This window comes from Acidovorax sp. (assembly GCF_046294525.1).
Taxonomy (GTDB): Bacteria; Pseudomonadota; Gammaproteobacteria; order Burkholderiales; family Burkholderiaceae_C; genus Acidovorax.
Window position 1 is genome coordinate 1 of the sequence record NZ_JBKBKQ010000032.1, and the last position, 13,232, is coordinate 13,232.

Below are 13,232 nucleotides of genomic sequence, written 5' to 3' on the forward strand. Positions count from 1 at the left end.
TTCTATTTTCAAGAGAGCAATGAGACGCTTGGCGCTATTCGAACAGGCGACGCCTAACCCTTCCATCGAGAGGGACGTCCAAGGGCTATCGCCCTCGGCCGCCCCTCATGTCAAACGTTAGCCCAAAAGAACCATGGCATACGTTCCCCCTCAGTTCAAAGGCAGCAGCTTCACGTGCCCACATTGCGGTGTGTACGCTCAGTTTTGGTGGTACGACACGCAGCGAAGCATTCTGGTGTCGGGTGGCGGTCGATCGATGCAGACGACTGACGTTCACATCGCCAACTGCCATCATTGCAAAGGCCGGATGGTCTGGTTCGTCGATGAAGGGACAGCTCATGCTCTGTACCCCACAGGCATTGGGAGTGCGCCCACCGCGCATGTAGACATGCCTGAGAACGTCAAGACGGACTACTTGGAAGCCCGAGACATCGCCAATTCCTCGCCAAGAGGGGCAGCCGCGCTTCTTCGTCTTGGGCTCCAGAAGCTTTGCATCCATCTCGGAGGGGCAGGAAAGAACATCAACGACGACATCGCTGGTCTCGTCAGGAACGGCCTCCCCGTTCAGATCCAGCAGGCCTTGGACGTGGTGAGAGTCACTGGCAACAACGCAGTGCATCCCGGAGAGTTGTCGCTGGAAGATGACCCGCAGATCGTTCAGGCACTGTTCGGACTCTTGAACATCATTGTGGACAATCGAATCTCAGAGCCCAAGAGGATCTCTGAACTATATGCGGCGCTGCCTGAGGGAGCCCGCAAGGCTATCGAGCGCCGTGATGGCTAACTTGGCATTCGCCCGCGTACTGGCCGCCGGTCATTTCTAAGTTAATCGTCCGCTTTTGTCGTGATAGCCCGCACCGCGTCCTGAACTTCCTGCCCACCCTGCGGCCGCACCAGACGCGCCACCTCCTTCCCATCTTTCAAGAACACCAGCGTAGGCCACAGCTTCACCCCAAAGCTGCGCCCCAGGCGCTGGCCGGGGCCGTCTTCGACTTTGACATGGGCGATCTCGGGGCGGTCTTTCAGCGCGGCTTCGATCAGTGGTTGGGCGCGCTGGCAGTGGCCGCACCAGGGGGTGCCGAACTCGACGACAGTGGCGCCGGAGGTTTGATCCACCTCCTCGCGGGTGGGGGGCTGGGCCAGGTGTTGGGCGGTGTAGGTCATAGCACTCACATCTCACAAAATTTCAGCTTAGCCAGGCACCGCCGGGTAGGCGCCGGGCGGGGGCGCATGGGGGTGTCAGATCACGCCGTCAAACACCATCACGTCCACGGGGTCGCCCACGGCCACATTGCCTTGCCCGTGGTGCAGCACGATCAGGCCGTTGGCCTGCACCATGGAGCTGAGCACGCCGGAGCCCTGGTTGCCGGTGGTGCGCACGTGCAGCGTGCCGTCGGCAGCGGTGGTGACCAGGCCGCGCTGGTATTCGGTGCGGCCGGACTTCTTGCGCATCGCTTCGGTGCTGGTGGCGCGCAGCAGGGGCGGGGCCGTGTGGGTGCTGCCCATCATGCGCAGCAGGGCGGGGCGCACAAAGGCGAGGAAGGTCACCATCACCGCCACAGGGTTGCCGGGCAGACCGAACAACACGGCGCCCCCGGAAGGGGCTTCAATATCATTTTGATAGCTGCCAGCGCTTGATGGATAAGCGCTGGAGGCCGATTTGGCTCGATTTTTTTCTGTGGCGGCAATGCGCCCCACGGCCATGGGGCGGCCCGGGCGCATGGCGATGCGCCAGAAGGCCACGTCGCCCAGCTTTTTCATCATGGTGCGGGTGTGGTCGGCCTCGCCCACGCTCACGCCGCCGCTGGTGATGATGGCGTCGGCCCGCCGGGCGGCGGTGCGAAAGGCGGCTTCGAGCTGTGCGGGGTCGTCGCGCACCACGCCCAGGTCGATCACTTCCACACCCAGGCGGGTGAGAAGGCCAAACACGGTGTAGCGGTTGCTGTCGTACACCGCGCCTTCGCGCGGCGGCTCGCCCAGGCTCAGGATTTCGTCGCCGGTAGAGAAGTAGGCCACGCGCAGGCGGCGGAACACCGTCACCGTGGGCAGGCCCAGGCTGGCGACCAGGCCCAGGGCGGCGGGTGTCAGCAGTGCGCCGCGCGCCAGCGCCACGCTGCCTTGCATCAGGTCTTCGCCCTTGAAGCGGCGGTTGTCGCCGGTCTTGAGCACATCGGCCGCGATGGTGATGTGCCCCTCGGCACCGGCCGTGGTGAATTCCTGCGGCACCACGGTGTCCAGGCCCGCGGGCATGATGGCGCCGGTCATGATCTTCACGCATTCGCCTGGGCCCACGGTGCCGGCCCAGGCCTTGCCCGCCAGCGCCGTGCCCACCACCCGCAGCGTGAGGGGCTGGCCCGGCATCAGCTGCGCGCCGGCAAAGGCGTAGCCGTCCATGGCCGAGTTGTCGTGCGGGGGCACGCTGATGGGCGAGACCACGTCCTCGGCCAGCACGCGGCCCAGGGCGTTGAAGAGGGGCAACGTCTCGGTGGCGGTGAGGGGCTCCACCAGCCGATGCAGGAAGGCGTTCACATCGGCCGCGCTCAGGGCCTGCGGGTCGTAGCCCTGCAGTTCGGCGGCAATCTGGGCGATGGTTTTCATGGGTCTCAGTAACTTTCAATCAGTCGTGCAGCACGCGCACCATGTGCAGCTTGTCGTAGCCTACGCCGTCCACCACGATGGCGTGGGGCAGCAGGCCCCAGGCGCGGAAGCCTGCCTGCTCGTACAGGCGCACGACGTGGGCGTTGGACGCGGTCACCGTGAGCACCAGCTGCACAAGTCCGGGCACACGCCCGGCGGCCTCGACGCAGGCCGCCAGTAGTTGCCGGCCGATGCCCTGGCGCTGGGCCTGCGGCGCCACCATCATGCCCACCAGCGTGGCAAGGTGCTGCTGCTTGGTGCGCTGATCGCGCTCACAGCCCAGGCAGCCGACGAGTTCGTCTGCGGCACCGAAGGCACCGAGGAAGAACTGACCCGACTCCGGCGTGCCAAAACGCTCCACATACTCGCGGGCATCGCGGCCCACCGAGGATTCGTAGTCGGAGGTGAATGCATCTGGCGCGGTGCGCAACGCCTCGTCGCGCAGCGCTTTGTAGGCCGCAGCGTCCGATGCTGTTAAAGGGCGGATCATCACTGAACGGGGGACCGCAGGCGTGTGCGCGTTCATCGCAGCGGTGTGAGATCAGGCCTGCGGTGCGTTCGCGCTTTCCAGCGCGTGCAGCTCGGCCAGCGTGTTGGCGTTGAAAAAGGCCTTGGGGTCGTCGCCGGGCTGGTCAAACGGCACGATGGCGCAGCGGTGCTGTGCCGTCCACGCGTCGATCTTGCGGCCACCAGCCTGGGTGAAAGCGACCAGGCTTTCGAGCAGGCCCAAGCGCAGCAGGCAGAACACGGGCTGGGTACGCACGGTGGTGTGGCTCGTGCCATCGTCCTCGGGCGCGGCGGCCATGGCGATGTCGGCGTCTTCGGCATCCGCGGCGGCGGCCAGGCGCTGTGCCAGGTCCAGCGGGAACAGCGGCGTGTCGCAGGGCACCGTCAGCAGCCAGGGGGTTTCGCAGCGTTCCAGCCCGGTGAGGAAGCCCGCCAGCGGGCCCGCGTAGTCGGCGAGCACATCGGGCCACACGGGTGCGCCAAAGGCCTCGTAGGCAGCCAGGTTGCGGTTGGCGTTGAGCATCACGTTGCCGGTCTGCAGCTGCAGCCGCATCAGCGTGTGCAGCGCCAGCGGCAGGCCGCGAAAGTTCTGCAGGCCTTTGTCCACCCCGCCCATGCGGGAGCCGCGGCCACCCGCGAGGACCAGGCCGGTGATGTCTTGGGTGTCAATCATGTCTTGGAAAGTGATAGGCGGTGGAGCGGCCGAGACCTGGGCAGTGAAGCAGCCTCGGCTTCAGGGCCGCATGCGCAGCCTTGGACGGCCCGAAGAGCTGCCGCTTCTGGCGACCAGCACCGGGCGACGAAGTCGCGCAGGGGGGGCAGCGAATCTTCATCCGCCGATGTAGCTCATTTCCACCCGGCGAGCACCGCCCGGCGCTGTATCCGCAGGAAGGCTGCTGCGCAGTTCGGAGTACCGGTCGCCGCGCTGCTGCCAGATGGGCGCAATGGCCGAGGCGATAGCTTCATCGCTGGCGCCGCCGCGCAACAGTGTGCGCAGGTCGTAGCCTTCGGACGCGAACAGGCACAGGTACAGCTTGCCTTCGGTGGAAAGCCGCGCGCGGTTGCAGTCGTGGCAGAAGGCCTGGGTCACGCTGCTGATCACGCCCACCTCGCCCAGGGCGGGGTCGTGCTGGCCTTGCGCATCGGCATAACCCCAGCGCTCGGCGGTTTCGCCAGGGCTGCTCGGGTCCAGTTGCACCAGCGGCAGTTCGGCACGCAGGCGTTCGATGAGTTCGGCAGACGGCAGCACCTCGTCCATGCGCCAGCCGTTGGTGGCGCCGACGTCCATGTATTCGATGAAACGCAGCGTGGTGCCGGTGCCGCGAAAGTGCCGCGCCATGGGCAAGATCTCGTGGTCGTTGGTGCCGCGCTTGACCACCATGTTGACCTTGATGTGCGACAGGCCCGCCGCATGCGCGGCCTCGATGCCGGCCAGCACATCGGCCACGGGAAAATCCACATCGTTCATGCGGCGAAAGATTGCGTCGTCCAGGCCGTCCAGGCTCACCGTCACGCGGTTCAGGCCCGCGTCCTTCAGGGCCTTGGCCTTGCGTGCGAGCAATGAGCCATTGGTGGTGAGGGTGAGGTCGGGCGCCACGCCGTCCACCGTGCGCAGCTGGGCCAGTTGCGCAACCAGGTCTTCGAGGTTCTTGCGCAGCAGGGGCTCGCCGCCCGTCAGGCGGATTTTGCGCACGCCATGCGCCAGAAAGAGCCGCGCCAGCCGCGTGATTTCCTCAAAGCTCAGGAGCGCCCCGTGCGGCAGGTAGGGGTAGTCCTTGTCAAACACTTCCTTGGGCATGCAGTAGTTGCAGCGGAAGTTGCAGCGGTCCGTCACGCTGATGCGCAGGTCGCGCAGCGGGCGGCCCCGGGCATCGGTGAGCAGCCCTGTGGGACTCACCAGCTGCGCTGGCACCTTGGCCGCCAGCGAGGCCAGGCGCTCATCGACCAGCGGAATCACGCGTTCAGACATGGGTGGGCTCGTTCAGTAGGGCGGGAGGGCACATGGCCCGCATTTTCTCACTCCAGCCAGCGCACGTTCTGCAGGATCTCCTCGAAGAAGCTGCGCAGCGTCGAGGTGCTCATGCTGAACGGGTCGAAATCCGGGGCGCTGGAGTATTTGAGGAACAGCTGCCGATTGGCATCCATTGAGCCCAGAAGCCCCATGGACCAACTGGTGAAGCGGCGGTGCGGGATCTCGCCAAAGTCCAGCACGGCCGTGTCTTTGTGGCGCGTGTCCTTGAGCAGGCGGTGGTACAGCGCATTGACCGCAGCACGGTCGCCTTCCAGCTGCTGCAGGAAGATACCGTTGTTCAGGCACAGCGCGCCGGTAATGCCCGCGCGGGCATTGTTGCGCTGCGAGGCACTCAAGATGTCCTTGATGTCCGCAGGGCCGAGCACACGGGAGGTGCGGCTGGCATAGGTCAGTTGTATCAACATGTGTGTCTCCTGGAGCGCGCAGTGTGTCAGGTTTGGCGCGAGCCAGTGGACCTCTCTGGCAATGACCCTGAAGGTTGCTTACGGGCTCGAAATCGGGGCTAGAGGCTGCGTGAAGTCTGCCAAGCGGCAATCGCGCCCTACCAGCACCAGCCGCGTGTCCAGCGCGTCAAAAAATCCCGGCGGCGGGGGCATTGGCAGTTGCTGCACACGCTTGTTTGCATTGATGCGCACGGCGGCCAGCGCATAGTCGCGCGCCAGGGCCATCCACAGGCCGTGCGCGCCGGCGGACTGCCGCGCACCCGTCATGAGGCTGCGGCCCGAGTCCAGCCACCAGCGGTAGATGGCGGTGGCAATGCCCATGCGCCGGTAGCCGTGCGCCACCTTGGTGTGGGGCGCGCGCAGGTGGCGGTCGGTGCGCCGGTCCACCTCGACCAGCCGGTTGAACACGGTGTAGGCCACGATGCGGTTGCGCAGCGGGTCGATGGCGTACACAAACACCTCGCCATCGGCCTCGCGCATGCGAAGCACCAGCCCGTGCAGATGCAAGGGCAACGGCTGCATCGCGTCGCGCGTGCGGTGGTTGGTGCGGATGCGGTCGTGCAGTGAATCGAACTCGCGCTGGATGTCGCGGCCCGACAGATCCACGTCGATGCGCAGCTCGGTCAACTGCCGGGCCCAGCGGTTCAGCAGGCCTGGGTTGGCCTCCGTCTTGGTGGCAGCGGCATGGCCGGGCAGGTGCAGGCAAAAGGTGCTGGCCGTCATGGCGTGCTCCCGTGACTCTCGGCCCAGTAACCGCTCAGCAGGCGCGCAGGCTGTTCGCGGGCACAGACCTGGGCACTGTTTGGCCAGTCGGGCAGGGGCACACCCAGGCCCGCATACACGCCGTAGGTCTCGCCCGCGGCAATCGTGTCGCCAGCCCACAGGCTTTCGCCCGCGCGGATGGCGCCACCGGCGTGGATATGTCCACCGGCCCGCACCCCCCAGCCCACCTGCAGGTGGCCTTTGCAGTCCACGTCGCCCGTTACCCACACGCCCCGGGCAGCCTGCACGGCAGCATCGGTTTGCAGGTGGCCACCCACCTTGATGCCGCCGTCGCAACCCAGGTCGCCCATCACCCGCAGATCCTGGGTCACCCGGCAGTGGCCACCGACGTGGGCGGCAGCCCCGCAGTCCAGCTCGCCGCCCACGCGCAGGCTGCCCGTGCATTGCATCCGCTGCGCCACGGTCAGCGACCAGCCCACGCGCGTGTCGCCCTGCAGCCGCGCGCTGCCGTCGCAGCGCACCGCGCCCGCTACGCGCAGGTCTTCACCCACACGCAGTGCACCGCCTACCCGCAGGCCGCCCAGCACGCTCAGGCTGCGGCCCGTGCGCAGTACACCCTCTACGTCTGCATGGCCCCGGCAGCGCACGCTGCCGGCAAACACCAGCGCGTCGGCCTCCAGGTGGTCCACGTCCAGCACATCGTTGGTGGGGCCGAACTGGTCCAGCATCCAGCAGGCGTCGTCCACGCGGCCCTCGCGCACCAGGTCGTCCAGCAGCGCCTGGTAGTTGCTGGCGCCTTCCTGGCGGCGCAGGTACCAGCGGTAGCCGTCGGCGCAGGGCTGCTTGGCACGGATGAACTGGCGGGTGATGTCGGCGGCGGCTGCGCGGGCCACGGCCTGATCGATAGAACCCTCGCGCGCGAGCGCAGGGGTAGCAAGTGGGTGCGCGGGTGCGCACGGGGCGAGCGAAATCTCGCCCGAAGGAAACGGGGGCATGGACACTCCTGACGTCCGCGCCCTGGCAGTGGCCAAGGCGCAAGCTGGCGCTGGGCGTGGGGCCCGGCGACAGGAGGTGCGCGAAAAGAATGCGGAGGGGAGGGGGTGTCGCCGGGCTCAGGAATCTGCAGCGAGGGTGCAGAGAGCGCGGTCACCGGCCTGGAGTGTGGCCTGCGAACGCGCGGCACGGCGCAGCGGCGCGGTGGCGCTGGCGACTGTGGCGGGGGATTGGCTCGCAAACATCGGCGGCACTATAGGCAGCGGTTTCAAGACCGTCAAATCAATCCGCACTGCCTTGGTGCGGATTGGGCGCGCGCGCAAACGCAAGTGATAGTGGCTTGCGAGCGCGCTTGGACTCTTGTTTACACGCAGCGTCCGCCATCCACCTCGATGCACACGCCGCTGATGAACGACGCTTCGTCGCTGGCGAGGTACAACGCCGCATTGGCCACGTCCAGCGCGGTTGAGAAGCGCCCCAGCGGGATGGTGGCCAGAAACTTGGCACGGCGCGCCTCGTCCACCGGGCCGCCCGCAAACTCGGCGGCCAAGCCCGTGTCGGGGTTGAACACGGGGTTGATGCAGTTCACGCGGATGTTGTCGGGGCCCAGCTCGGCGGCCATCGATTTGCTGGTGATGATGACGGCGCCCTTGGAGCCGTTGTACCAGGTCAGGCCTGGGCGCGGACGCAGGCCGGCGGTGGAGGCGATGTTAATGATGCTGCCGCCACCCGCCTGGCGCAGCGCGGGCACGGCGTGGATGGCGCTCAGGTAGATGCTCTTCATGTTGATGGCATAGACCTTGTCGAACTCGTCCTCGCTCACCTCGAGCATGGGGCGGTTGCGGTGCGTCCAGCCAGCGTTGTTCACCACCACGTCCAGGCGGCCGTACAGACGCACGGCTTCGTCGACCATCGCCTTCACCTCGGCGGACTTCGTCACATCGGCCTTGAAGAAAGCCGCCGTCCCACCGGCTGCCGTGATCTCAGCCACCACGCGCTGGCCACCGGCTTCATTGATGTCGTTGACGATGACCTTGCCGCCTTCTGCGGCCAGGCGCTTGGCGATGCCTTCGCCGATGCCGTTGCCAGCGCCGGTGACGATGATGGATTTGTTCTGCACACGCATGGGTGTCTCCGATGGGTTGTGGTGATATTTCAAAAATGATAGCTACCAGCGCATGACCATCAAGCGCTAGAGCCAAATTTGGCTGAATTTTCTGAAGTGTGGACTGCGGGCGCCAGTGCCTTGGGCTCACGACCATAGAACTGTGGAAAGAACTCTTTGACACCGGCGCCGTTGAAGTCCCACCCCGTGCACTGGCCCAGGTGCCGCGGTGGCTCGTCGGGGTGTGAGGACGAGAACACCGCAGGCACCGACTGGAACGCCGCCGTGGCCAAGTTGAACAGCAGCTCGCGCAGGTGCGTGCAGCTTTCCACGCCGCCCAGGTGCTTCTGGATGGCTTGGCGCCAGCCGCGTGCCATGCTGCAGCCCACCATGCGCTGCAGCGCGGCCTGGGCCTCGGTGCAGCCCTTGAGCGGGTGCGAGTCCATGGACACATCAATGGCCTGCACCACCAGCTGGCGGTTCACGGTCACGCGCAGCCACATATGGTGGATGGCTTCACCCGCCAGGCGCTGTTTGGTAGGGTCGCGAAACGAGGTGGCGTCATAGGCCTTGCTGTCGTGCAGCTCACCCTCGATGTCCCACAGGCCATCGTCGCGTTCAAAGCCCTGGTAGTTCACCCGGCGGACATGCTTCAGGGTGCGGGGGGCGGGGGGGCTCAGGGGCATGGCAAAGAAAAGGCGTCGTACGGAAGGGGCAGAGGTTAGCGGGGCTCACCCGCGCCGTCGTGCGCAGGTGCGACACCTTGTTGCGCAATCAACCGTACTTGATGGCCACCGTCTTCAAGGTGGTGAAGCCGTACAGCGCCTCAAAACCCTTTTCACGTCCGTAGCCGCTGGACTTGACGCCGCCAAAGGGCAGCTCCACACCGCCCGCAGCGCCATAGTTGTTGATGAACACCTGCCCGCTGTGCACGCGCTTGGCCATGCGGAACTGGCGCGCGCCATCGCGCGTCCAGATACCCGCCACCAGGCCGAACTGCGTGGCGTTGGCCAGCTCCACCGCGTGGTCTTCGTCCTGGAAGGCCATGGCCGACAGCACGGGGCCAAAGACCTCTTCCTGCGCCAGCCGGTGCTGCACCGGCACATCGCGCAGCAGGGTGGGGGCCTGGTAATAGCCGGTCTCGGGCGCTTCGTCCACCACCACGCCCTGCGCCACCATGGGGATGCCTGCCACCTGCGCGTCCGACAGAAAATCCCACACGCGCTGCTGCTGCGTCTGGCGGATGAGCGGGCCCACGTCCAGGTCCATGGCGGCGGGGCCGACGCGCAACTTTTCAAACGCCTTGCCCAGGCGCTCCAGCAGAGGTTCATAAATCAGCGAGTCGATCAGCACGCGCGAGCCGGCCGAGCAGGTCTGCCCGGCGTTCTGCACGATGGCGTTGATGACCACGGGGATGGCGGCATCGAGGTCCGCATCGGCAAAGATGATCTGCGGGCTCTTGCCGCCCAGCTCCAGCGTCACGGGGCAGTGGCGCTCGGCGGCCACCTGTTGGATCAGCGTGCCGATCTTGGGGCTGCCGGTGAAGCTGATGTGGTCGATGCCGGGGTGGCGCGCCAATGCGTCGCCCACCTCATGGCCGTAGCCGGTGACGATGTTGAGCGCGCCAGAGGGGAAGCCCACCTCGGCCGCGAGCTGCGCCACGCGGATCAGCGACAGGCAGGCGTCTTCCGCGGGTTTGACCACGCACACATTGCCTGCCGCCAGCGCGCCGCCCACGCTGCGGCCAAAGATCTGCATGGGGTAGTTCCAGGGAATCACATGGCCCGTCACACCATGGGGCTCGCGCCAGGTGAGCACGCTGTAGCCGTCGGGATAGGGAATGGTCTCGCCATGGAACTTGTCGCAGGCACCGGCGTAGAACTCGAAGTAGCGCGCCAGCGCAATCGCATCGGCCCGCGCCTGCTTGGTGGGCTTGCCGCAGTCGCGCTGCTCCAGTGCCGTCAGCTCGTCCGCATGCTCCAGGATCTTGGCCGAGAGCTTTTGCAGCAGGCGACCGCGCTCCACCGGGGCCAACTTCTGCCACACCGCGTTGTAGCACTGGCGGGCCGCATGCACCGCCGCGTCGATGTCGTCGGCGTTGCTGCGCTGGATCTCGTCGAAGGGCTTGCCGTCGGACGGGTCGATCACAGGGATCGTGCGGCCCGAGGACGAAGGCACCGAGGCGTTGGCGATGTAGTTCAGTTGCATGGCGGTAATTGTGCCCGGAAATGAAATGTGTGCTTACTATTTCTATAAAATACGCCTCTAGCGCTTATCCATAAAGCGCAAGCAGCTATCTATTCAATAGCATGATGCCCGCAGGGCTTCCAGGTCCAGAATCTCCACCTCGCCGCGCTGCACGCGCACCAGGTGGCGAGATTCCAGGTCTTTCAGGATCTGGTTGGTGGTCTGGCGCGAGATGGCCAGCATCAGCGACAGCTGCTCCTGCGAGATGCCGATCACCCGGCGCGACTGGCCCTCGGCGTTCCACTGGCCGTAGCCCTCGGCCATCATCACCAGGCGCCGCGCCAGGCGCAGCGGTGCGGGCAGCAGCGCCAGCTCTTCCACGGCCACGAAGGCCGAGCGCAGCTTGTCCGTCAGCAGCAGCGCCAGCGTGTGCCAGTGTTCGGGGTGGTCCTTCAGCCAGTGCTGCAGCCGCTCGTGCGGAACGTGCATCAGCGTGGTGGCCTCGGTGGCGTGCGCGTCATGCGTGCGGGCCGAGTTGTCAAACACCGAGATCTCGCCAAACCAGTGCGGCGGCTCCAGCCGGATCAGCAGTGCAGAGCGCGCCTCGTCGGCCCGCCCGCCGGTGCCTGAGATAGCCACCGCGCCGCGCAGTACCGCATACAGCCCGCAGGGCGCGTCCCCGCGCAAAAACAGCACCTCGCCCGTCTGCAGCTGGCGCAGCTGGCCCATGTCGATCAACGCGTCGGAAAACGCAGGCGGCAGGTGGGCAAACCAGCGGCCAGACTGGAGCACGGGCAAATAGGCGGACGGTGCGGTCATGCGGTGGGTGGCGCAGGCGGGCGGAGCGGGACACTATAAAAGCGGGAGGGCGGTGCGGCGCAGGCGGGGCTTTTGTCATGTGCACGACAGACCCTGGCCCCGCCGCAGGGTGACCATTGATGCTGCTCAAAACAAGATACGGAGACACCCATGAAAACCCTGATCGACCACCTGGCGCAGTACGCCGCCTACCACCGCGACCCGCGCAACATCCACACCCATTTTGTGGGCGTGCCCATGATCATGTTTGCAGTGGTCATCCTGTTGTCGCGCCCGAGCTGGCTGGTGGGCGACCTGCCCGTAAGCCCGGCGCTTGCGGGTGCGCTGGTCAGCTGCTTCTTCTACTTCCGGCTGGACTTTCGCTATGGCGTGGTGATGGCTGTGCTGCTGTCGGCCATGCTGGTGGGAGGGCAGTGGCTGGCGCTGCAGGGCACAGCACTGTGGCTGGCAGCGGGCGTGGGGCTGTTTGTGGTGGGCTGGGTGATCCAGTTCATCGGCCACTACTACGAAGGCCGCAAGCCCGCGTTTGTGGACGACCTGGTGGGCCTCATCGTGGGGCCGCTGTTTGTGGTGGCCGAGCTGGGTTTTCTGATGGGGCTGCGCAAAGAGGTGCAGGCCGCCATCGAGCAGCGCAGCGGGCCGGTGCGTCTGCGCACCGGGCAAGCGGCTGCCTGAAGCACTGCAGAGCCGCAGAGCCTTTGTTTGAGTTGGCATCGCGGAACCTGAGATGGCCGGTTGGGCTGAGCTTGTAGAAGCCTCGCGCAGCGCTTCGACAAGCTCAGCGTGAACGGCCCAAGTGGATTCATGCCAACTCCGTCAGCCGCGGCGGCGCCCGCCGGCTGCCGCCGTATTTCCCACGTCTAGATCCTGAACGGAGCGCGGCCACCGCGGACCGCGTGCTCATATGAGTTTTGTGTCCATCCTGCCCACGCTGCTGTTCGTCGCGCTGGGCCTCGTCATGTTCGGCCTGGGCCTGTCGCTCACCGTGGCCGACTTCACGCGCCTGCTGCAGCACCCGCGCGCGGTGGTACTGGCCCTGGTGCTGCAGGTGCTGGTGCTGCCAGCGGCCTGCTACGGCCTCATCGTGCTGCTGGGTGTGCCGCCCATCTACGCCGTGGGGCTGATGCTGCTGGCCGCATCGCCGGGCGGCGTGTCGGCCAACCTGTTCAGCCACCTGTTTGGCGGCAACGTGGCGATGAACATCTCGCTCACGGCCATCAATACGTTGCTGTCCATCGTGAGCCTGCCGCTCATCACCAACTGGGCCATCGGCACGTTTGCGCGCACCGGCCAGGTGGTGCCGCTGCAGTTTGGCAAAGTGCTGGAGGTGATCATCATCGTGCTCGTGCCGGTGGTGCTGGGTATGTGGGTACACCGCCGCGCGCCGTCGTTCAGCGCGCGCACGGATAAGCCCATGAAGGTCTTCAGTGCCGTGGTGCTGGCCGCCTTCGCGCTGATCGCGATTGCGAAAGAATGGGCGGCCCTGTCTGCATCGTTTGCAGACATCGGCCCGGCCGTGCTGTTGTTCAATGCGCTGAGCCTGGGCGTGGGCTACTTCGTGCCGCGTGCGTTGGGCCTGGACAAGCCCATGTCCACCGCCATCGGCTTTGAGATCGGCATCCACAACTCCACGCTGGCCATCTTCATTGCGCTGTCGGTGCTGGGCAACTTCCAGCTCGCGCTGCCTGCGGCGGTGTATTCGGTCAGCATGTACATGATGGCACCGCTGTTTGGCTGGCTGGTGTTGCGGCGCAGGGTGGCGATGGCGCCGGCGTGATGCTGACGA

At 66.2% G+C, this 13,232-nt stretch carries 15 protein-coding genes; 3 read left to right on the forward strand and 12 right to left on the reverse strand.

Annotated features, from left to right (window positions below; translation table 11 throughout):
* The first annotated feature begins 133 nt into the window (after positions 1-133).
* Positions 134-784: a DUF4145 domain-containing protein gene (locus ACK4HJ_RS20385; protein WP_409834958.1), complete on the forward strand. Its 651-nt coding sequence runs from the start codon at positions 134-136 to the stop codon at positions 782-784.
* 41 nt (positions 785-825) lie between these two features.
* Here the strand turns inward: ACK4HJ_RS20385 and ACK4HJ_RS20390 are convergent, their stop codons facing one another.
* The 12 genes from ACK4HJ_RS20390 to ACK4HJ_RS20445 all read right to left on the reverse strand — a co-directional run bounded on the left by ACK4HJ_RS20390 (position 826) and on the right by ACK4HJ_RS20445 (position 11,446).
* A complete protein-coding gene (locus tag ACK4HJ_RS20390; RefSeq protein ID WP_409834960.1) occupies positions 826-1,164 on the reverse strand; it encodes a thioredoxin family protein in 339 nt (112 codons plus the stop codon).
* A gap of 75 nt (positions 1,165-1,239) precedes the next feature.
* Positions 1,240-2,598 carry a gephyrin-like molybdotransferase Glp gene (gene glp / locus ACK4HJ_RS20395; protein ID WP_409834961.1) on the reverse strand — a complete coding sequence of 453 codons (1,359 nt, stop codon included), beginning with the start codon at positions 2,596-2,598 and terminating at the stop codon, positions 1,240-1,242.
* A gap of 19 nt (positions 2,599-2,617) precedes the next feature.
* A complete protein-coding gene (locus ACK4HJ_RS20400) occupies positions 2,618-3,163 on the reverse strand; it encodes an N-acetyltransferase family protein (RefSeq protein ID WP_409834962.1) in 546 nt (181 codons plus the stop codon).
* Positions 3,164-3,178: 15 nt separating this feature from the next.
* Entirely contained in the window at positions 3,179-3,817 is a 639-nt protein-coding gene (gene mobA / locus ACK4HJ_RS20405; RefSeq protein WP_409834963.1) for a molybdenum cofactor guanylyltransferase MobA, read from the reverse strand.
* A gap of 156 nt (positions 3,818-3,973) precedes the next feature.
* Positions 3,974-5,113, reverse strand: a complete 1,140-nt coding sequence (gene moaA, locus ACK4HJ_RS20410) for a GTP 3',8-cyclase MoaA (protein WP_409834965.1) — start codon at positions 5,111-5,113, stop codon at positions 3,974-3,976.
* 47 nt (positions 5,114-5,160) lie between these two features.
* Positions 5,161-5,580 (reverse strand): BLUF domain-containing protein, encoded by a 420-nt coding sequence (locus ACK4HJ_RS20415; RefSeq protein WP_409834967.1) that lies wholly within the window; start codon positions 5,578-5,580, stop codon positions 5,161-5,163.
* 78 nt (positions 5,581-5,658) lie between these two features.
* Positions 5,659-6,342: a hypothetical protein gene (locus tag ACK4HJ_RS20420; protein WP_409834968.1), complete on the reverse strand. Its 684-nt coding sequence runs from the start codon at positions 6,340-6,342 to the stop codon at positions 5,659-5,661.
* On the reverse strand, positions 6,339-7,337 hold the full coding sequence (locus ACK4HJ_RS20425; protein ID WP_409834970.1) for a hypothetical protein: 999 nt from the start codon (positions 7,335-7,337) through the stop codon (positions 6,339-6,341). Before ACK4HJ_RS20425 ends, ACK4HJ_RS20420 begins: the two co-directional genes overlap by 4 nt.
* A gap of 362 nt (positions 7,338-7,699) precedes the next feature.
* Complete coding sequence (locus ACK4HJ_RS20430) at positions 7,700-8,461, reverse strand: SDR family oxidoreductase (protein WP_409834972.1); 762 nt, start codon at positions 8,459-8,461, stop codon at positions 7,700-7,702.
* A 59-nt stretch (positions 8,462-8,520) separates the two neighbouring features.
* Positions 8,521-9,126 carry a DUF2889 domain-containing protein gene (locus ACK4HJ_RS20435; RefSeq protein ID WP_409834974.1) on the reverse strand — a complete coding sequence of 202 codons (606 nt, stop codon included), beginning with the start codon at positions 9,124-9,126 and terminating at the stop codon, positions 8,521-8,523.
* Positions 9,127-9,214: 88 nt separating this feature from the next.
* Positions 9,215-10,648 carry an aldehyde dehydrogenase family protein gene (locus ACK4HJ_RS20440; RefSeq protein ID WP_409834976.1) on the reverse strand — a complete coding sequence of 478 codons (1,434 nt, stop codon included), beginning with the start codon at positions 10,646-10,648 and terminating at the stop codon, positions 9,215-9,217.
* 93 nt (positions 10,649-10,741) lie between these two features.
* Positions 10,742-11,446 carry a Crp/Fnr family transcriptional regulator gene (locus ACK4HJ_RS20445; protein WP_409834978.1) on the reverse strand — a complete coding sequence of 235 codons (705 nt, stop codon included), beginning with the start codon at positions 11,444-11,446 and terminating at the stop codon, positions 10,742-10,744.
* Between the two features lie 150 nt (positions 11,447-11,596).
* Here ACK4HJ_RS20445 and ACK4HJ_RS20450 point away from each other — a divergent pair, with 150 nt between their 5' ends.
* On the forward strand, positions 11,597-12,121 hold the full coding sequence (locus tag ACK4HJ_RS20450; protein WP_409834980.1) for a DUF962 domain-containing protein: 525 nt from the start codon (positions 11,597-11,599) through the stop codon (positions 12,119-12,121).
* 229 nt (positions 12,122-12,350) lie between these two features.
* Positions 12,351-13,223: a bile acid:sodium symporter family protein gene (locus tag ACK4HJ_RS20455; protein ID WP_409834981.1), complete on the forward strand. Its 873-nt coding sequence runs from the start codon at positions 12,351-12,353 to the stop codon at positions 13,221-13,223.
* Positions 13,224-13,232: the final 9 nt, after the last annotated feature.